We start from the raw sequence: 19,738 nt of genomic DNA on the forward strand, positions 1-19,738 counted from the left end.
CGTACATGAACGCTGCGAAGGCGAAAGGAGCCCCGGCGGCCAGCGTTGACAGCCCGTACCATCGGATGGCTGTCGAGCCTGGCTCGTCACTGATGCCAGCGTCCTGAAAGTCGAGGATCGCGGAAGGTATGACTTGCGGAAGCCCGAGACGACTTGCGGAGTAGATGAACATCAGAAAGGAGCAGAAGATGGTCGCCCAAAGTGTGACACGGACGGCGGCGCGCGCAAACCTCGGAGTGAATGACGCTGCTACCGTTCCCCAGATCACCACGGAGCCAAACCACTGAACGGTCTGCTGGTCAACCCCAGGGTTGTGGCGAAGGTTTCCGACGAGAGACGCGGCCACGACTGTGAGCAGCAAGATCATCCAGGCAGCCATGAACCAGAGCGGGGGTGTCGTTCGCTTGCTATGCCAACTCGCAAGACTGGCCAGGGTCATCAGCGCAAGGAACAAATAAGTGAGAGCTCCGTGCCCCACGGGCGCCCACAAGCAAAAGACCCAACCGACAAGAATGAGCCATTCCGGGGGGCCGAGCGCGTCCGCCCTCTGGGTACCCCTGACCTGCCCTCGGCGGCGCCCATCAATCGCCGGCATAGCGCTCATGATGCGGGGACCGTCGGGCCCAAGAACTCGTGCATCGTCACGACGCCGTCGGCGGAGATGCCCTCACGTCGGATGACGCCCTTGAGGGTCTTGAGCAGGATGTCGAGATCCATGCGCCAGTCGTGGTCGTCGACGTATCGCACGTCGTAGGCGAACTTCTCTTCCCACGAGATCGCGTTGCGGCCATTGACCTGGGCGAGGCCCGTGAGGCCCGGGCGCACCTCGTGGCGGCGCGCCTGCTCGGGGGAGTAGCGCTCCAAATAGGCCATGAGCAGCGGGCGGGGGCCGACGAGAGACATGTCGCCCTTGACGATGTTCCACAACGTCGGGAGTTCGTCGAGGCTGGTCGAACGGAGGAAGGCGCCGAACGATGTCATTCGGTCGTCGTCCGTGACCCACCCACGTGCCGGGTCGACCGGCAGCATCGTGCGGAACTTGATCATCGTGAAGGGCTTGCCGTCGCGGCCCGGGCGTTCCTGACGAAAGAGCACCGGGGAGCCGAGCTTCGCGCGCACTGCGAGCGCGATACCCGCCTGGACCGGCAACGACGCAGCGAATACCGGCACGGTCAAGGCCAGGTCCGTGGCGCGCTTGAGGAGGGGCTGACGGCGCATCAGCCGGTCACCAGTTCCCGGAAGGTGGCGATGACGCGGGCGACGTCGTCGTCGGAGAGGTCGACACCGGACGGCAGGTTCAGCCCCGAGCGGAACAGGCCTTCGCTCACCTGGCCACCGAAGGCGCGAGCGTCCGCGTACATGGGCTGCAGGTGCATCGGCTTCCACAGGTGGCGAGCCTCGATGTTGCGAGCGTTGAACCCCTCGACGATGCCGTCGATGAAACCCGGCTCGCGGCCCTCGACTACGGCGCCGGTCAGCCAGCAGTTGTCGTGGCTGTCGTCGAGACCCTCGCCGCGGCCGAGGAGACGCACGTTGTCGAGGTCGGAGAAGCCCTCCGAGTAGAGGTCACGGATCTCGCGGCGGCGCGCGATCATCGCGTCGAGCCGCTCGAGCTGGCCGATGCCCAACGCAGCGAGCAGGTTCGACATCCGGTAGTTGTAGCCCACCTCGGTGTGCTCGTACCAGGGCGCAGGCTGACGTGCCTGGGTCGAGAGATAGCGGGCCCGGGCGAGAAGGTCGGTGTCGTTGCTCAGCAACATTCCGCCGCCGGAGGTCGTCATGATCTTGTTGCCGTTGAACGAGACGGCCGCGCACGAGCCGAAGGCGCCGCACGAGGTGTCGACGAGCGAAGCGCCGAGCGCCTCGGCGGCGTCCTCCACGAGCGGAATGCCTCGTTCGGCGAGGGCGGGGGAGAGCGCCGTGTAGTCGACCGAACGGCCGTACAGGTCCACCGTGACGACGGCCGAAACGTTCTCACCCTCGGCCCGGAGGGTATCGACAGCTTCGATCAGGCGAGCCACGTCGACGTTGGCGTCGCTCGCCTGGGCGTCGACGAAGACGGGCTCTGCGCCGGTGTACTTGATGGCGTTCGTGGTAGCGGCGAACGTCATGGTCGGGACGACAACAACCGTGCCGGGGGCGACGCCGTGGTGGAGCAGCGCCAGGTGGAGTGCGGCGGTGCCCGACGAGAGCGCCAGTGCGCCCGCGACGCCGGTGTACTCGGCGATCTCGGCCTCGAAACGGTCGACCATCGGCCCGAGTGGGGCAACCCACCCCGAGCGCAGGGCCTCGACCACCAGTTCTTCTTCACGCGCCGTGACGGTGGCCTTCGACAGGTGGATGCGCTCGTTCATCGGATGTTCTCCTCGTGCTCGTTCGTCGCGGTGTCGGGGCCAAGATTGGGCCCCTCAGCGGTGATGTCGATGTCCGCACTCGGGTCGTGATCGCGGTGGCCGCCCGACTGCTCGACCATCCAGTTGAGCGCCTGGGCCGGTGTGTCGAAGCGCTGGCCGCGCACGTCACCTGCGTCGATCGCAGGCACCTCGACGTGCGAGACGAGCGGGTGCTCGGAGGTCTGGATCTGCTCGCCCGGCGTGAACAACTGCTCCGAGAGCTTCTCGCCCGGGCGCAGCCCCGTGTACTGGATCTCCACGTCCTGCTTGCCCGACATTTCGATGAGAGTGCGGGCCACCTCGACGATCTTCACCGGCTTGCCCATGGCGAGCACCATGACCTCGCCGTCGGTGCCGATCGCCGAGGCCTGCAGCACGAGCTGGCACGCCTCGGGGATGAGCATGAAGAACCGCTCGACGTCGGGGTGGGTCACGGTCACCGGGCCGCCACGCTCGATCTGGGCGGTGAAGGCGGTGATGACCGAACCGCGCGAGCCGAGCACGTTGCCGAAGCGCACGCTCACGTACGTCTCCTCGTCCCCGGCAGAGGCGAACGATGCGGTCAGGCGCTCCGCCAGGCGCTTGGAGTAACCGAGCACGGACGAGGGCCAGGCCGCCTTGTCGGTGGAGACGTTGACGAAGGTCTCGACACCGACGGCGCGGGCCGCCTCGAGCACGTTGAGCGTGCCCAGAACGTTCGTCTTCCAGGCCTCGGCTGGGAACTGCTCGAGGAGCGTGAGGTGTTTGAGTGCGGCCGCGTGAAAGACGACCTGCGGCTTCTCCCGCTCGAAGATGACGCGCAGGGCGTCGGGGTCGCGGATGTCGCACAGCGCCAGCGTGCCGTCGTCGAGCAGTGCCCGGCCCGTCATCGACATCTGGGCCGCGTGCATGGCCGACTCGTCGCGATCGAGAAGGACGAGCTTCGCGGGTCCGTACCGGTCGATCTGGCGGCACAGCTCGGAACCGATGGAGCCACCTGCGCCCGTCACGAGGACGCGCTTTCCGGCGATGGAGTTGCGGATGGCCGTCTGATCGAGCTCGATGCGTTGACGACCCAGGAGATCCTCGAGGTTGAGGTGGCGCAGGTCAGCCCCTCGCGGCGCGTGGAAGAGTTCATTGACCGGGGGGAGGATGAGAACGTCTAGGCCGGCCAGGCGGCCGAGGTCACTGATCTCACGCAGGTCTTCACCGGGCATTGTCGTCGCCGCGATGATGAGGGCCTTCGCCTGGGTGCGCTCGGCTACATCGGTGATGTCGTCCCGCGTGCCGCTGACGCGAAGACCGTCGATGCTGAGGCGACGCTTGCCGGGGTCGTCGTCGAGCAGAGCGACAGGAATGTACCTGTCTCCCTCGCTCGTGTCGCGATGGAGATTGCGCACGAGTTGACGCCCCATGTGGCCCGCACCGAAGACGATGGCCCGCACGTCCTGCTCGCGCACGGTCTGGCGCCCCCAACGCCACGAACGCACGAGGAAGCGCAGCGTGAACATGCCAAGCAGTGCGAACACCGGTGTGGTGAAAGGAAGGCTGCGTGGCACATCGGGTGCGCCGAACACGAGGCGCACCACGGCCAGAACTAGGGCGGTGACGAGGATCGCGCGGATGAGATCGGACGTCTCCTCGAACGAACCTCGCATGTGGCCGATACGGTACGGACCTATCACCATGCCGACGGCCGCATACACCACGACCGCCAGGAGACCGAAGAGAGCGATCTCTTGGGTCGTCGACGCGGTGGCGTCGAGGTCGTAGCGCACCCACGCGGCCATGAAGGCGGAAATGAGCACGACGAGAAGGTCGACCGCGAACCAGCCGTACCGCACAGCACGATCGCGCTCGCGGTGGGTGCGGCCGTGAGCGCGCGCTGATGTCTTCGCGTCGGTGCTCCGGCTCATCGGCCCAGGCGCTCCCGACGGCGTAGCGGCGCGGGCTCACCGCCGGTGCGTCCTGCGCCGCTCCTGGTCGCCTCGACAACGGCCTTGGCCCCCGGGTCGGCCTGGGGAGCTTCCTCGTTCTCGAACGACTCGTAGCGGTAGTCGTAGTAGTTGCCGCGGCTGCCGCGTTGCACGCGGTTGAGGACGATGCCGAGAACGTTCGCGTTGACTGCGGCGAGAGTGTCGAGAGCCTCTAGCATCTGGTCGCGATTGACGATGCCGGCGCCGGCCACGAGCACAGTGCCGTCCGTGCGGCGCGAGAGGACGGCGGCGTCCGTCACCGGAAGCAACGGCGGAGCGTCGATGACGACGTAGTCGAAGCGGCCCCGCAGATCGTCGAGAACGGCCTTCATCGGTTCGGAGCCCAGCAGTTCGCTGGGGTTCGGGGGAGTGGCGCCGGAACCGATCACCATGAGGCGGTGTTCACCGAAGCGCTGGGCCACGTCCTTGAGGGCCACTCGGCCGATGAGGACGTCGGTGAGGCCGACACCGCCTTCGAGACCGAGGTAGCTGAGAAGGCGCGGACGGCGCAGGTCGCCTTCGATGAGGCAGACGCTCGAGCCGGAGTTTGCCAGCGCGAACGCCAGGTTGGCCGTCGTCGTCGTCTTGCCCTCACCGGCCAGTGAGGAGGTGACGGTGAGCACCTGAGGGTGGTCGGTCGCGTCGACGAACTGCAGGTTCGTGCGCAGCGACCGGAAGGCTTCGGCGCGCGAGGAGTGCGGGTCGGCTTCGAGGATGAGCGGGTGCTTCGGGGCGTCGCTGTCGAAGGGGATCGCGCCGAGCACCGTGATGTCCTCGGCTGCCGCCTCGACGTCGTCCTTGTTGCGGATCTTCGTGTCGAGGCGGTCACGCAGGAGAGCCAGCGCCGTGCCGCCCAGGAGGCCGAGCAGCGCACCGAGGAGAAGGTTCATGGGCCAGCTCGGGCCCACCTTCACCCCCTTGGTGGGTGTCTGCACGAGGGAGACCTTGACCGGGCTGGGCTTGGACGCGGAGACGCGCTCGAGTTCGTCGACCGACTTCGGGAACTGCTTGCCGAGAGACGTCGCGATGGCGGTGGCGCGCTTGGCGTTCGTGTCCGTCACCGTCGTGTCGATGATGACGGTGTCGGGCGCGGCCTTCGCGGCGACCTTCGGCTCGATGCTGGATGCGCCGTCCTTGATGCCCACCTCCTTGGCCACCGGGCCGAGCACCTGCGGCGTCGTCATGAGCTGGGTGTAGCTCTTGACGCGCGCCTGGGTGAACGTGCCGCCCTGCGCGAGCTGGGAGTTGTCCGACGCATCGGCTGTGGAGACGAAGAACCGGATGTTCGAGCTGTAGGTCTTCGGCGTCAGGAGCGTCAGAAGAGCGGCCAATGACAAGGCGATGAGCGTGCAGCCGACAATGATGCGCCACCGCTTGCGCAGCGCGCGCAGGTAACTCTGAAGCTCCACCGAGGATTCCTTCGCAGTCGTTCCCTCCCGCGTCGAGACGTCCAAGCGGGCTGACAGTCGCATCAGAGGATACGGAAAGAACCGATCCGTCAGCAAAGTGTCGACGAACAAATCGGCGCGGGCTCTTTAGGTCAGACGTGCGACTCTCGTGCTCGGGGGTAGCGTCGGCCCGTTTGTGACCACGCCTCTGCGTGCTCCTCGCCTGCCGACGCCGCCTCGTCTTCCTGGCTCGGCGGGCGAAGGGATAGCCTGAGCGAGGTATCACCATCCACGTCGCAGAGTCAGGAGCCAAACAGGCATGGAGAAGATCAAGGTCAAGAACCCCGTCGTCGAACTCGACGGTGACGAGATGACGCGCATCATCTGGCAGTTCATCAAGGACCGCCTGATCCACCCGTACCTCGACGTCAACCTCAAGTACTACGACCTCGGCATCGAGAACCGCGACGCCACGGACGACCAGGTCACCGTTGACGCGGCCAACGCCATCAAGGAGTACGGCGTCGGCGTCAAGTGCGCCACGATCACGCCCGACGAGGCGCGCGTCGAGGAGTTCGGCCTCAAGGAGATGTGGAAGAGCCCGAACGGCACGATCCGCAACATCCTCGGCGGTGTCATCTTCCGTGAGCCGATCATCATGAGCAACGTGCCGCGCCTCGTGCCGGGCTGGACGAAGCCGATCATTATCGGTCGCCACGCCCACGCCGACCAGTACAAGTCGCAGAACTTCAAGGTTCCCGGCGCCGGCAAGGTCGAGATCTCCTACACGCCTGCCGACGGCGGCGAGAAGGTCGTCTACGAGGTCGCCGAGTTCCCCGCAGAGGGCGGCGTCGCGATGGGCATGTACAACTACAACAAGTCGATCGAGGACTTCGCCCGCGCGTCGTTCAACTACGGCCTCGAGCGGAACGTCCCGGTCTACCTGTCCACGAAGAACACCATCCTCAAGGCGTACGACGGCGCGTTCAAGGACATCTTCCAGGACGTGTTCGAGCGCGAGTTCAAGGACGAGTTCGACAAGCGCGGCCTCACCTACGAGCACCGCCTCATCGACGACATGGTCGCTGCGGCGCTCAAGTGGGAGGGCGGCTACGTCTGGGCCTGCAAGAACTACGACGGTGACGTGCAGTCCGACATCGTCGCGCAGGGCTTCGGCTCGCTCGGCCTCATGACGTCGGTCCTCATGACGCCGGACGGCAAGACCGTCGAGGCCGAGGCTGCGCACGGCACGGTAACGCGTCACTACCGTCAGCACCAGCAGGGTAAGGAGACGTCGACCAACCCGATCGCGTCGATCTTCGCCTGGACGCGTGGCCTCGCCAAGCGCGGTGAGCTCGACGAGACGCCCGAGGTGACGAAGTTCGCCGAGACGCTCGAGCGTGTGTGCATCGAGACCGTCGAGAGCGGCAAGATGACGAAGGACCTGGCCCTGCTCATCGGCAAGGACCAGCCCTACCTCAACACGCAGGACTTCCTCGCCGCCATCGACGAGAACCTGACGAAGGCCATGCAGCAGGCCTGACGCAGGATGCGCCATACGAGAAGGCGGCCCACTACCCGTGCAGGGTGGTGGGCCGCCTTCTCGTTCGCATTGCGGGGCGGCTATGCAGCCGAGCACCGGAGTGAGGCACCCGATCCCCGAGGGGCGTCAGCAGTTGTTCGCGATGGCGGAGAACTTCATGCCCGCGATGTATATGCCCTGGCTGCGGTCGACGCCCGAGAACCTTTGCGCGTTGTTCCAGTAGGTGAGGATCACACTGCTCGTGGGTGCCTGGTATGTGACGTTGAGGTTACCGGCGCTCGACGTCGTGTCCGCGAAGGCGGTGTTGCTCAAGGCGGCCGTGGCTGGGGAGTCGGTAGTGCCCGTGCCAGTGACGCCAGAGGCGGCAGTGGATGAGAAGGTGCCTGACAGTTCGACGACGTCCCAGAAATCGCCCACCGTGCTATCGATGTCCGTCACGGTGAACGCCAGGTTGGACACGCTGACCGGCCTGCCGTCGGCTCCAGTGAACGCGAAGGTGTACGTACCGCGGGCCGCGCGCTTAGGCGTGGAATAATCCTTTGTGGTGACGGTCTGCTGGATCCGCAGGCCGCTGGTGAATGAGCCGCCGACCTGACCAACTGTGGTGAGGCTGGTGTCACCGGAAGTCTCGGTACCGGATTTCATCGCGCCTGTGTACGAAGCCGTGACCGTCAACGTGATTGGTGGCGCGGACGCATTCTGGCTCGTGGCACGGAGGCTCGCCCTTGTGCTCGACGTTCGCACGAAGCTCGAGTTCGACCAGTCGATCGTGTAGCTGACCGGCGGGCACGGGGATGCAGCCGCTCGTGGCGCGGCCGCGCCCACCACGATGGCCGGCGCAGCCCAGGCGCTGCCTCGTACCACCCTCCTGCGTGTGATGCTGTGGTGTGACGCGTTCATTTCTCTCCCCGCGATAGTCGTAGCTGCGTCCTCATTATAGGGCGCGTTAAGCATGACGTCCGGCCAGACGGGGGAGGGGAGGGGAGCGCCCGACTCAAGTGGTCTCTCCTGGAACGGTTCCGACAACGATATGTTTCTTGTCACATCCGGCCGGTGGGAGGGTCGATGGCGACCCTGGCCTAGCGTGCGCCGACTCGGTAGGTCGACCGTAGGTAGGCCGCGAGGGAAACGTGCCACTCCGGACGAGGCGGACCGCCTGAATGCGCCAGCACGCTGTTCGCAGGTCGATGCGCGGGCCGGGGGAATGCCTCGCTCGTCGTGGGGTTGACGCGCTCGGGGTCGAGGCCGCTCAGGCGGAAGATCTCGCGCGTGAACTCGTACCACGTCGTCGAGCCCTTGCTCGTGCCGTGGAAGTACCCGCCCGGGGCCTTCGCCTCGATCAGGTCGAGGACGTAGCGCGCGAGGTCGCGGGTCCACGTCGGTTGACCATGCTGATCATCGACAACGTTCAGCGTCTCGTGCGCCTGCGCAAGGCGGAGCATCGTCGCCACGAAGTTGGGGCCGTGCTCGCCGTAGAGCCATGCGGTACGCACGATCAGGGCGTCGGGATGTTCGGCTCGCACAGCCCACTCGCCGGCCGCCTTGGTCCTTCCGTAGGCCGAGCGCGGGGCCTGGGGGGCGTCCTCGGCGTAGGGCTCGCTGTCCCCGCCGTCGAAGACGTAGTCGGTCGAGATGTGCACGAGACGTGCCCCCGCCCCGCGGGCGGCACGGGCGACGTTGCGCGCACCGACGGCGTTCAGGCCGAAGGCCGCGGCTTCGTCGGACTCAGCGGCGTCGACGGCGGTGTAGGCGGCCGCATTGACGACGATGTCAGCGCCGGCCGCGGCTGCTCGCGCGGCCTCGAGGTCACGGATGTCGCAGTCAGCCGAGCCCAAAGCCGTGACCTCGTGCCCGCTCTCGCGAACCACCGCGGCGAGGTCGGTGCCGAACATCCCCGTTCCGCCGGTGATGACCCAGCGGCTCAACGCTTCTCGATCTTCTGCGTCTTCGCGTACTTCGCCTCGGTTTCGTCCTTCATCGGACGCCACCAGGATTCGTTCTCGCGGTACCAGTCGATGGTGGCGGACAGTCCATCGCTGAACGTCGTGTACTTCGGCACCCAACCCAATTCGTCACGCAGCTTCGTCGGGTCGATCGCGTAGCGCCGGTCGTGACCAGGACGGTCGGTGACGTGTTCGTAGTCGCCGGCGTCCTTGCCCATCGTCGTCAGGATCGACTCGACGACGGTCTTGTTGTTCTCCTCGCCGTCGGCGCCGATGAGGTACGTCTCGCCGATACGACCGCGCTCGATGATGGCCCACACGGCCGAGTTGTGGTCGTCCACGTGAATCCAGTCGCGCACGTTGAGACCGTCGCCGTAGAGCTTCGGGCGCACGTCGTCGATGACGTTCGTGATCTGGCGGGGAATGAACTTCTCGACGTGCTGGCGAGGGCCGTAGTTGTTCGAGCAGTTCGAGATGGTGGCCTTGACCCCGAAAGACCGCACCCAGGCGCGCACGAGGAGGTCGCTCGCGCCCTTCGTCGAGGAGTAGGGGCTCGACGGGTTGTAGGGCGTGGCCTCGGTGAAGCGCGCCGGGTCGTCGAGTTCGAGGTCGCCGTAGACCTCGTCGGTGGAGATGTGGTGATAGCGCACGTCGTGCTTGCGCACCGCTTCGAGAAGCGAGACCGTGCCGAGCACGTTCGTGTCGACGAACGGCCACGGGTCGGCGAGCGAGTTGTCGTTGTGGCTCTCCGCCGCGAAGTGCACAACGACGTCGGAGTCAGCTACGAGGCGGTCGACGAGTTCGCGGTCGGCCACATCGCCCTCGACGAAGGTGATGCCGTCCTCCACACCGTCGAGTGAGCGCGTCGTACCCGCGTACGTGAGCTTGTCGAGCACCGTGATCTGCGCGTCGGGTCGCTCCGTGCGGGTGAGGTGGACGAAGTTGCTGCCGATGAATCCGGCTCCACCGGTGACGAGAACTCGCATGGCGGCAAGTATACGGGGCGGGCGCCATCCCGATCTTCGAGGACTTCGGCATAGCCCGGCCAGTATGCTTATCCGCATGAAGGGCATCATTCTGGCCGGGGGCTCGGGCACACGTCTGCACCCCATCACCCGCGGCATCAGCAAGCAGCTCATGCCGGTCTACGACAAGCCGATGATCTACTACCCGCTCTCGACGCTCATGATGGCGGGCATCCGCGACATCCTCGTCATCACGACGCCGCATGACGCGGAGCAGTTCCAGCGGCTCCTGGGTGACGGAACCACCTGGGGAATGAACATCCAGTACACGGTGCAGCCTTCGCCGGACGGGCTTGCGCAGGCATTCATCCTCGGCGAGGAATTTCTCGACGGTGACAGTGCCGGCCTCGTGCTCGGCGACAACATTTTCCACGGTGCGGGAATGGGGACGGCGCTCCAGCGCCGTATCCCCTCCGAGGGGGGCCTCATCTTCGCCTACCACGTGACCAACCCGACCGCCTATGGCGTTGTCGAATTTGACGAGAGCGGTACAGCGATCTCTCTCGAGGAAAAGCCGAAGGAGCCCAAGTCGGACTTCGCCGTCCCGGGCCTCTACTTTTACGACAACACAGTCGTCGAGCGCGCGAAGGCGCTGGAGCCCAGCCCACGAGGAGAGCTCGAGATCACGTCGCTCAACGAGGCCTACCTCGACGAAGGAACGCTCACCGTCGAGGTGCTGCCGCGCGGTACGGCGTGGTTCGACACGGGCACGTTCGAGGGCCTCATGACCGCCTCGCAGTTCGTCTCCGTCGTGGAGCAGCAACAGGGCCTCAAGATCGGTTGCATCGAGGAGGTCGCATGGCGCAACGGGTGGATCACCACCGAGCAGCTGCTCGATCTCGCCGCGCCGTTGGAGAAGAGCGGGTACGGCACGTACCTCACCCGAATCGCGTCCGACCCCCGGCCCATGCCGAAGGTGTACTGAACGTGGACATCACGCCTCTTCCGATCGCAGGTGCCTTTCGCATTACTCCCCGTCAGTTCCCTGACGACCGCGGTCTCTTCATGGAAGGTTTCCGCGGGGACAAGCTCGCCGAGCACCTCGGCCACGAAATGCGCATCGTGCAGACGAACATCTCCGTCTCCTCCCGCGGGGCCGTGCGTGGAATCCACTTCGCCGACGTTCCCCCGTCACAGGCCAAGTACGTCACTGCGGTGAGTGGCTCTTTCCTGGACTTCGTCGTGGACATCCGCGTCGGCTCACCGACGTTCGGTGAATGGGAGAGCGTGAGACTCGACACGGACTCCCGTGTGGCGGTGTACCTGAGCGAGGGCCTCGGGCACTGCCTCGTCGCCCTTGAAGACAACTCGACGGCCGTGTACCTGTGCTCGCAGCCGTACAACCCGACGGGGGAACACGGCATCAACCCGCTCGATCCCCGCGTGGGCCTCGACCTCCCAGCCGACCTGGAGCCGGTTGTCTCGGCCAAGGACGCCGCGGCGCCGAATCTCGAGGAAGCTGCTGCTCAGGGCCTGCTCCCGAACTATGACGATTGCCTCGCGCTCGCGGAAAGCCTGCGCCGCGCTTGAGACCGTTGGTTTCGGAGTGGTTCGACGGCGCCTAAACTGGACTCTCCCGTACGTCAGACCGGAAGGCACCATGGCGATTCTCATCACCGGAGGCACCGGTTTCATCGGGCAGTACCTCGCTCGGGCGCTAACGCCTGAGCACGACGTGGTTGCGCTCGATCTGCTCAGTGCACAGGTTCACGCGGACCCTGACGCGGCCGCGTCGCGCTTTCCCGGCGAAGTGATTCGCGCTGACGTGAGTGACCCGGATGCCTGGGGCCGGCTCGATCGCCCCGAGGCGGTCGTGCATCTCGCCGCTGAGACCGGTACCGGCCAGTCGATGTACGAGCAGGATCGTTACCGGCTCGTCAACGTCGAAGGCACCCGACGCGCAGCGGAGGCCGCGCGCGCCTGGGGCGTGCCCCTCGTTGCGATGTCCTCGCGAGCTGTCTACGGCAACGGACGCTTCTCCTGCCCGGAACACGACGACTCCTATGCCGAGCCGTGTTGTGCGAAGGCGGTGCCGGCCGCGTCGCGTGAAAGCGACCCGCACCGCCCCGTCTCCGTCTACGGCGAGACGAAGTCGCTCGGCGAGCAGCTTCTCGGCGAGTACGCCCGCGAGATTCCTGTGGACGTCGTTCGCCCGCAGAACGTCGTGGGCTTCGGCCAGGCGCTGCACAACCCCTACACGGGGGTGCTCGCGGCCTTTCTCGCCCGGCTGCGAGAGGGGCGGCCCCTCTCGGTGTACGGCGACGGAACGGCGACACGTGACTTCGTGCACGTGAGCGACGTCGCAGCGCTCATCGCCTGGCTGGTCGAACATCCGACCGCGCCTGGCACGCCGCGCGTGCTGAACTCCGGCACGGGAGAACGGATGACCCTCACCCACCTGGCAGAGACGGCACGGCGTGCAGCGCCTCTGGAGAGTCCGCCTCGGGAACATGTGGACGTCCACCGCGCAGGAGACATCGACCACGCTGTCGCTGACCTCACGGCGCTGCGTTCCTCGGGTGCGCCCTTACCCTCCCTCTCGAGTGAGGACGCTGTCACCGACTTCATCACTCGTTCGTGGGAGGTGCCGGGGGCAGACTCGAGCGCCTGGGATTCTGCTCTCGACGAGCTCGGCCGCCGCGGCCTCACCTCTTGAGCTGGACCGGCATGGTTCAGATAGGTCACGGCAAGGTCGCAGAGGCCTCGGGCGCAGCAGTCGACGTGCCTGATCGGGTGCGCCTCGAGCTGCTGCACGGCTACGTCCAACTCGTGGCGCAGGAGTGCGGTGTCCGCGTGCTGCACCTCAAGGGCGCAGCGGTGCACGAGGGTCTTCGGCGTGGGCACGGAACGAGCTTCGACGTCGACGTCCTCGTTCATCCGGACGACGTAGCTCCGTTCCTCGATGCCCTTTCAACCCTGGGGTGGGAGAGGCTGACCGGTTTCGAGGAGGGCTCGGCGTTCGGGCACGCCACCAACATGCGCCACGAACTGGGGCTCATCGACCTGCACCGGCATTGGCCTGGTTTCGAGGTGTCGCCTGTCGAAGCCTTCGAAACCCTCTGGAGTCGGCACGAGGAGATGTCGATCGCCGAGGTCCCGTGTCCGGTGCCCTCCTTGGACGATCAACGACTCATTCTTCTTCTTCACCACGCACGCAGCGGGTCTGGTTCGACACGTGACCTCGAGGCGGGTTGGGCCGACTCCGACGAGGCCACCCGTCGTCGTATCCGTGACCTCGCGAAGCAATTCGACGCCGAGCTCGCGCTCGCCGCTGCCCTGGGCCAGCTCGAGAACTTCCGCAGCCGACAAGGGTACGCACTGTGGCGCTACTTCGTCCGTGGCGAGCAGAGCCGCTGGGAGGAGTGGTGGGGCCGCTACGAAGCAGCCACAGGAGTGCGTGCCAAGATGCTCGTTCTTCGGGGTCTCGTCTCCGTCAACGCAGACCTGCTGCGCTTCGATCTGGGGCGCGAACCGACGACGCGTGAGTACGCCCACGCCTACCGCCTCCGTCTGCGCACAGCCGTCGGCGACCTCGTCAGCTCCGCGCGACGACGACGCAAGCAGGGGCAACGATGACCTGGCGAATCCCGGGTGACGTCGCCGTCACCTACGACGAAACCCACGAGCGCTTCTGGGCCCTTCGCGTCGGAAGCCGCGAGCCGCACGGCCTGTCCGTCCACGGCTACGTCATCTGGCAGGCAGCCGATGGGGCGGCCTCGACGGAGCAGGTCGCGGACCGCATCGCAGGAGAACACGATGTCGATGTCACCGCTGTCCGGTGCGATGTCGAGGCCTTCGTGCCGCATCTGCTCGATGTCCGCCTTCTCGACGAGGTGACGGCGTGACCCGTTTCGAGCAGGAGTCTGCGTGGGGTCGCCTTCTCTCAGACCGAGGCGGTGCGAACGTCCGCGGCGGCGTCAGGGGTGATAGCCCAGGCGTGCGCGACCCAGCAGAGCCGGGCGCGATGGAGGAGCACAGGTCCGTCCACGACGCCCCATCCGGTGCCCTCGAGCGGCGTCTCCTGGCCGTCGGGCACAGCGTGCGCACCTTCGCCGGCCCCATCGTGCTGCTCGACTGCCTTCTCGGGTTCCTCTTCATGTGGGCGGGCTACCCGATCACCGCGACGCTGCCGGGCGGTGTGGCCGCGGCGGTGGCGGTCATCGCCGTGGGTGTCTTTCGGCCCTCGACGCTGAAGGTGAAATGGGGCAGCCTGCTCTTTCTCCTCGGTATGGCGCTGCTCGTGTTCCTCGTGGCCGTGTCGATGCTCAACGGCCAGCCCTGGACGCAGCGCATCGGCAAGTTCGCTCTGCTTCTGCTCCTGTGCTCGGTGTTGGCCACGGGGCGCATCAACGTGCGCTCGCTCGTCATCGGCGGGTGCCTGGGTGCCGTGGTCAACGTTCCGCTGTTCTACGCCGGTCTCACACCGAACAACTACCCCCCGTATCTCACCGGCTTCTACGGCGACAAGAACGTCGCGGGCCTGTACTACGTCGTCTGGGGCATTCTCGGGCTCCTGGCTCTGAGAGGTCGCTTCACGAGCCTCGCATGGGTCGTCGTCTCCTTCGGGCTTCTGTTCGCCACGGGATCACGCACGTCCATCGCTGCCTACCTGGGAGCACTTGCCTGGTTGGCGTTCCGCAATCGGGTGGGCGTCAGTTATCGGCTCATCTACGCGGCCCTCGGCCTCGCCACTCTGACGTGGGCGGTGAACAACCTGGCCGAGTCGGAGGTGTTCGGTGATCGCACGGGAAGTGACTGGTATCGCGAACAGGTCGAACTGGCGATGCAGGCAAAGGCTGACATCACTCCCTGGTACGGACTCGGGCTCAACGAGGGCCAGGTCGTCATCGGAACACGACCGCAGTGGTTCCACGATTCGTACGTGCAGGCGTTCGTCGAGGGTGGCTATCCGAACCTGTGGACCGTCACAGGGGCGTTCCTCCTGCTCGGCGTCGGGCTCCTCGATCGTCGCCTGCACATCAGTCGCGAGTTGCTCGTCGCCGAGGGCGCGACGATCGCCATGATGGTCTGCGCGTGGAAGCTCGGTGAGACCCTCATGACGCCTGCTGCCTTCCTCATCCTCGGCATCGCCGTCGCGTACCGCCTCGGCACACCGATCGAGCGTGACGACGTGTGGGCCTGGCAGCATCTCGAGTTCGTCGATCCGGAGCAGACCTCACCCAAGAAGCACCAGCCGTCACCGCGCCGAGGAGCCACACTGTGAGACCGGCGCTCAGCATCGTCGTGCCGCACTACGGCGACCCGGAACCGACGCGTGATCTCCTCGCGCAGCTCGCCGCACAGCGTTACGAAGGAGCCGTTCAGGTGATCGTCAGTGATGACGCCTCCCCTGAGCCCTTCACAGCCGATGGGTGCGACGTCGTTCGTCGCGACCGCAACGGGGGTTTCGGCTCGGCGGTCAACTCCGGTGTCGCGGTTGCCGAGCACGATCTCCTGCTCGTGCTCAACAGCGACATCACGATCGAGGAGAGGTTCCTCGCCGAGCTGGTCGACGGCGCGGAGCCATGGATGCCGGCCGTCGTCGCCACCCGAGTGGAGGAGCCGTTCGGTTCGCGCTGCGTCGGACGGCTCTGGCCGCGCCCACGCCACGTCGTCCTCGAGAACCTCGAACCCTTCGCACGCTTCCACGGCCGAGCGTGGTTCGAGAAGCAACTCGGCAACGACGTCGCTTCGTGGGATGTCCCCGCGGCCAGGCCGACCGAATGGGCCACCGGCATCTGCTTGCTCATGTCGGCTGAAGAATTCAGGGCTGTCGGCGGGTTCGACGAGGGCTTCTTCATGAACTGCGAAGAGGTCGACCTGCAGCGCCGGCTTCACCGTCGGGGCGTACCGAGCGTTGTTCTGCCGAGCCCGATCATCAAGCACGTCGGCGGCGGGTCGTCCGATTCGACTCGGCGTTCGCAGTGGCTCATGGATTCCCGCATGCGCTATCACGAGAAGTGGTCGGGGGGCCCTGGCTTGGCTCTCGGGCTCGTGGGAGCGGCCCACGTCAACCTGGCGTGGAACAGCCTCCGGCGGTTCGCCGGCCGAGACCTGGACGCCCAGGGTGCCTACAAGCGCCAGATGTCCCTCATCCGTCACGCGTGGAGGAATCGCCGATGACAGTGGCTCGTTTGATCGTGGAGAAGAGCGCCGGGTTGCGCTATCGGCGTGCGCAACTGCGGATGCCGTTGCTACGCCGTGCGTTCCGGGACATCGGGCAGGGGAGTGTCATCGTCGCGCCGTTGTACCTGCAGGGAGTCGAACGGATCCGTCTCGGCTCGGGCGTCATGGTGCGGGACGGGGCGTGGCTGGCCGCCGAGAGAGACGGCTCGTCGCTGACGGTGGGTGACGACACCTACGTCGGTCACCGTGCGCACCTTCACTCCATCGATCCTGTGACGATCGGCCGCGGCTGTGTGCTGGCCGACAACGTCATGGTGTCGACGAGCGACCACGACCGTCGGGATCGGCATCGGGTTCACGGGACGGGACCGATCACCATTGGTGACGACGTGTTCCTGGGCCAGAACGTCGTCGTGCTGGGCGGTGTCTCGATCGGGGACGGGGCCACGGTCGCCGCTGGTGCCGTGGTGAATAGTGACGTTGCTGCGGGCGCTGTTGTCGGGGGAGTGCCCGCGCGTGAATTGGGAGTGACCGCATGACGCGGCGAATGCTCATCGTGTCGCCGAGCTTCCACGGCTACCACGCAGCGATCGCGCGAGCGTTCGAGAAGCTCGGTTACGACGCCGTGACGTACTGCTACGACGCGGTTGACTCGACGGCCGAGAAGGTCTGGAACAAGCTGCGCTACGAGCTGCCGACCAAGCTCGTCGGGGGCGACGCGCACCAATCCGCGGACACCTCTTCACGGCGGGCGGCCGAGCGCGTCCGCGACGTGGCGCCGGACGTCGTCCTCGTCGTTCGCGGCGACACGCTCAGGGAGGAGTTCTGGCAGGTCGCGTCCGCAGGTGGGCGACCCGTGGTCGTGTGGATGTACGACGAGATGCGGAGGACGGCGTTCGACGCTTCGCTCGTTTCGAAGTACGCGCGCATCGCGAGCTACAGCCCACTCGACGTGCAGGCTTTGGTGGCCGAGGGGATCGAGGCACTCCACGTTCCGCTCGGCTATGACGACACGGCCGAGCCCAATGCGAGCACCGAGGGAATCGGTGTCGTGAGCTTTCTCGGCGCGCCATCTCCCAAGCGTCACGGCGCGCTTCTTGCCCTGCACGAGGCAGGAATCCCGGTGCGTGCGTGGGGACGCGGGTGGTCGGACCATCCCTTCGATCGTGCTCGTACGTGGCGCCTTTCCTCCAGTGGTTTGCCGAACGGTCGTGACACGCCGGGACCCGTCGCACACGCGATCATGCGGAACTCGATTGCCACGCTCAACATTCACGGCGACCAGGACGGATTCACGATGCGCACGTTCGAGGCTGCCGGCAGCGGCGGCGTGCAGCTCGTGGACCGAGCCGACGTCAGCGAGGTTTACGTTACTGGTGAGGAAGTGTTGGTGTTCGAGAACGCCGAGGAACTCGTTGAGATCGCCCGCCGAGTGGAGGCAAGACCGGAAGGCTTCGTTGCATTGAGGGAAGCGGCACGTCGTCGCACCCTCGCCGAGCACACACTCACCCACCGTGCGAAGCAGCTGAAGAGTTTGTGGTGACTGACAACTCCTGGAGGGGACGGAGAACCCATGGGTAGTGTACGCGAGAGCCTTGGGCTTATTCGTGACGCTGTAAACCCGCGGAACGAGCGCGCAACCCGGAACGCGGCCGCGCGCAGGGCGAAGCTATTGGCCCTCCGGGGGCGCTCGGCGAGCCGTCTGATGTTTGTTCCTCAGCGGCGGAGCTCGTCCTTGGCTCCTGCTGGATGGCGGACGGTGAAGCGGACGCCTCGGCACGCCCACGTCATCATCTGGCTCGACCGCGGCATGCCGGCGCCAGCCGAGCGTGGCGATGTGGACGTGGTGGACCTCGTGACCTCGTCCTCACCTTGGGCACGCTTCACGCCCGACGGCTGGTCGCCTACCCAGATCCTGCTGGCCGCAGCCAACTCGGGGCTGTTGAACGGATACGAGACAGCCACAGTCGTTCTCGACGCCGCCAAGGGCGAGGCTGCCCACGCTCTGGAGGCGTGCGCCGATCCGCACGTCGGAGGCGTCACTCGTGCCCTCGTCAGTTCGTCGTCCGCCCACCGGCGTTGGGTGCGGAGCGTGCTTCGCGATCGCCAGTGGGAAACGTCGGGCATCGCGGAGCGTCGGCCTGAGTCGTTGAACCTAACGAGTCGAGCTTTCCTGCTCCAGGGGTTGCGCGGGCTGGGCATGTCGCCGGAGCTCGTCCCGGACGAATTCCATTTCCTCACCTTGCTGGCCACTTTGGCGCAAGCGGGTGACGCTCCGATCGTCGAGTCGCGCGAGGTCCGATCCGCACCCCAGAAACGACTTCACCCTCGGTTGGTCGCTTTCTACCTGCCGCAGTTCCACATCACTCCCGAGAACGACGAGTGGTGGGGTCCGGGCTTCACCGAGTGGACGAACGTCGCATCTGCGGTTCCCAATTATCCGGGGCATTTTCAGCCCAAGCTGCCGGAGGACCTCGGCTTCTACGATCTCCGCCTCGACGGCACGCGATCCGCTCAGTCGCGCTTGGCCAAGGAAGCGGGCGTCGAAGCATTCATGTACTACCACTACTGGTTCTCGGGGCGTCGCGTTCTCGATCTCCCGCTGGACCAACACATCAAGGCGGGTGAGCTCGAGCAGCCGTTCAGCATCATGTGGGCTAACGAGAACTGGACACGATCGTGGGACGGGGACACCCGGTCTGTTCTCCTGGAACAGGACTACGCGAACGTGCCCGCTGAACGCTTCATCGAGGATGCTCTGCCGTATCTCTTGCACAACGACTACATGACGGTCCACGGTAAGAAGCTCGTAAGCGTGTACAGACCCGATTCGATCCCGAACTTCGTGTCAGTGCTCGAGCAGTGGCGTGAGACGGTGCGTGAGCACGGGCTGGAGCTCTTCGTCGTCGGGGTCGAGTACGGTGCGCTCGAAGGGCCGACGCGTGAATGCCTGGACGGCACCATGTCGTTCCCACCGCACTCGAAGGAATACGTGGGCGCCCGCGGCGTCAGCGCGAAGGTCTCCCGACGATTCACCGGGCAACTCCTGTCGTACTGGGGCATGGTGAGACACGACATCCGGCGGCTTCCGGACATTGCGGATCGCCATTTCCCCGGGGTCATGACGGCGTGGGACAACACACCTCGCCGCCAGGAGTCGGCACACCTGTGGGTCGGCGCGAACCCCTACCTCTACCGACGGTGGCTCCTCGCTGCGGCCGAGGCGGTGTCAGAGCGGACCGTCCACGAGCGCATTGTCTTCATCAACGCGTGGAACGAGTGGGCCGAGGGCGCAGTGCTCGAGCCGTCGAACGAGTTCGGGCACGCGTACCTACAGGCGACTCGCGACGTGGCCTCGGCGTAGT

Annotated in this window: 18 protein-coding genes; 11 read left to right on the plus strand and 7 right to left on the minus strand. The window is 66.0% G+C overall.

Features of this window, described 5'->3' with window-relative positions; all coding sequences use genetic code 11:
- Nucleotides 1-600: 600 nt before the first annotated feature.
- From IM689_RS03500 to IM689_RS03515, 4 genes are read right to left on the minus strand one after another with little or no spacing between them, the layout of a single operon-like run.
- Complete coding sequence (locus tag IM689_RS03500; RefSeq protein WP_227484455.1) at nucleotides 601-1,218, minus strand: sugar transferase; 618 nt, start codon at nucleotides 1,216-1,218, stop codon at nucleotides 601-603.
- Nucleotides 1,218-2,354, minus strand: coding sequence for a DegT/DnrJ/EryC1/StrS family aminotransferase (locus tag IM689_RS03505; RefSeq protein WP_193642920.1), 1,137 nt, complete (start codon nucleotides 2,352-2,354; stop codon nucleotides 1,218-1,220). The genes IM689_RS03500 and IM689_RS03505 overlap by 1 nt, the downstream gene beginning before the upstream one ends.
- Nucleotides 2,351-4,288, minus strand: coding sequence for a nucleoside-diphosphate sugar epimerase/dehydratase (locus IM689_RS03510; protein WP_193642921.1), 1,938 nt, complete (start codon nucleotides 4,286-4,288; stop codon nucleotides 2,351-2,353). Before IM689_RS03510 ends, IM689_RS03505 begins: the two co-directional genes overlap by 4 nt.
- Nucleotides 4,285-5,757 (minus strand): polysaccharide biosynthesis tyrosine autokinase, encoded by a 1,473-nt coding sequence (locus IM689_RS03515; RefSeq protein WP_193642922.1) that lies wholly within the window; start codon nucleotides 5,755-5,757, stop codon nucleotides 4,285-4,287. The genes IM689_RS03510 and IM689_RS03515 overlap by 4 nt, the downstream gene beginning before the upstream one ends.
- Nucleotides 5,758-6,055: 298 nt before the next feature.
- Between IM689_RS03515 and IM689_RS03520 the strand changes: the two genes are divergently transcribed.
- Nucleotides 6,056-7,279 carry an NADP-dependent isocitrate dehydrogenase gene (locus tag IM689_RS03520; RefSeq protein ID WP_193642923.1) on the plus strand — a complete coding sequence of 408 codons (1,224 nt, stop codon included), beginning with the start codon at nucleotides 6,056-6,058 and terminating at the stop codon, nucleotides 7,277-7,279.
- A 126-nt stretch (nucleotides 7,280-7,405) separates the two neighbouring features.
- Here IM689_RS03520 and IM689_RS03525 read toward each other — a convergent pair whose 3' ends face one another.
- The 3 genes from IM689_RS03525 to rfbB form a co-directional block, all read right to left on the minus strand.
- Nucleotides 7,406-7,924, minus strand: coding sequence for a hypothetical protein (locus tag IM689_RS03525; RefSeq protein WP_193642924.1), 519 nt, complete (start codon nucleotides 7,922-7,924; stop codon nucleotides 7,406-7,408).
- Between the two features lie 434 nt (nucleotides 7,925-8,358).
- Complete coding sequence (rfbD, locus tag IM689_RS03530) at nucleotides 8,359-9,204, minus strand: dTDP-4-dehydrorhamnose reductase (RefSeq protein ID WP_193642925.1); 846 nt, start codon at nucleotides 9,202-9,204, stop codon at nucleotides 8,359-8,361.
- Nucleotides 9,201-10,208 carry a dTDP-glucose 4,6-dehydratase gene (rfbB, locus tag IM689_RS03535; protein ID WP_193642926.1) on the minus strand — a complete coding sequence of 336 codons (1,008 nt, stop codon included), beginning with the start codon at nucleotides 10,206-10,208 and terminating at the stop codon, nucleotides 9,201-9,203. The genes rfbD and rfbB overlap by 4 nt, the downstream gene beginning before the upstream one ends.
- Before the next feature lie 76 nt (nucleotides 10,209-10,284).
- Here rfbB and rfbA point away from each other — a divergent pair, with 76 nt between their 5' ends.
- The 10 genes from rfbA (at nucleotide 10,285) to IM689_RS03585 (ending at nucleotide 19,737) form a co-directional block, all read left to right on the plus strand.
- Nucleotides 10,285-11,172: a glucose-1-phosphate thymidylyltransferase RfbA gene (gene rfbA, locus IM689_RS03540; protein ID WP_047312156.1), complete on the plus strand. Its 888-nt coding sequence runs from the start codon at nucleotides 10,285-10,287 to the stop codon at nucleotides 11,170-11,172.
- Nucleotides 11,173-11,174: 2 nt separating this feature from the next.
- Complete coding sequence (locus IM689_RS03545; protein WP_193642927.1) at nucleotides 11,175-11,777, plus strand: dTDP-4-dehydrorhamnose 3,5-epimerase family protein; 603 nt, start codon at nucleotides 11,175-11,177, stop codon at nucleotides 11,775-11,777.
- 70 nt (nucleotides 11,778-11,847) lie between these two features.
- Nucleotides 11,848-12,903, plus strand: a complete 1,056-nt coding sequence (locus tag IM689_RS03550) for an NAD-dependent epimerase/dehydratase family protein (protein ID WP_193642928.1) — start codon at nucleotides 11,848-11,850, stop codon at nucleotides 12,901-12,903.
- 11 nt (nucleotides 12,904-12,914) lie between these two features.
- Nucleotides 12,915-13,823: a nucleotidyltransferase family protein gene (locus IM689_RS03555; protein WP_193642929.1), complete on the plus strand. Its 909-nt coding sequence runs from the start codon at nucleotides 12,915-12,917 to the stop codon at nucleotides 13,821-13,823.
- The gene (locus tag IM689_RS03560; RefSeq protein ID WP_193642930.1) at nucleotides 13,820-14,092 is read left to right on the plus strand and encodes a PqqD family protein; all 273 of its coding nucleotides are present in this window, start codon (nucleotides 13,820-13,822) and stop codon (nucleotides 14,090-14,092) included. The genes IM689_RS03555 and IM689_RS03560 overlap by 4 nt, the downstream gene beginning before the upstream one ends.
- 92 nt (nucleotides 14,093-14,184) lie before the next feature.
- On the plus strand, nucleotides 14,185-15,471 hold the full coding sequence (locus tag IM689_RS03565; RefSeq protein ID WP_193642931.1) for an O-antigen ligase family protein: 1,287 nt from the start codon (nucleotides 14,185-14,187) through the stop codon (nucleotides 15,469-15,471).
- Entirely contained in the window at nucleotides 15,468-16,370 is a 903-nt protein-coding gene (locus tag IM689_RS03570; protein WP_193642932.1) for a glycosyltransferase family 2 protein, read from the plus strand. Before IM689_RS03565 ends, IM689_RS03570 begins: the two co-directional genes overlap by 4 nt.
- Nucleotides 16,367-16,912 (plus strand): acyltransferase, encoded by a 546-nt coding sequence (locus IM689_RS03575; RefSeq protein ID WP_193642933.1) that lies wholly within the window; start codon nucleotides 16,367-16,369, stop codon nucleotides 16,910-16,912. Before IM689_RS03570 ends, IM689_RS03575 begins: the two co-directional genes overlap by 4 nt.
- Entirely contained in the window at nucleotides 16,909-17,916 is a 1,008-nt protein-coding gene (locus tag IM689_RS03580) for a CgeB family protein (RefSeq protein WP_193642934.1), read from the plus strand. The genes IM689_RS03575 and IM689_RS03580 overlap by 4 nt, the downstream gene beginning before the upstream one ends.
- A gap of 216 nt (nucleotides 17,917-18,132) precedes the next feature.
- Entirely contained in the window at nucleotides 18,133-19,737 is a 1,605-nt protein-coding gene (locus IM689_RS03585) for a glycosyltransferase WbsX family protein (protein ID WP_193642935.1), read from the plus strand.
- Nucleotide 19,738 lies beyond the last annotated feature (1 nt).

This window comes from Dermacoccus barathri (assembly GCF_015070805.1).
Lineage (GTDB): Bacteria > Actinomycetota > Actinomycetes > Actinomycetales > Dermatophilaceae > Dermacoccus > Dermacoccus abyssi.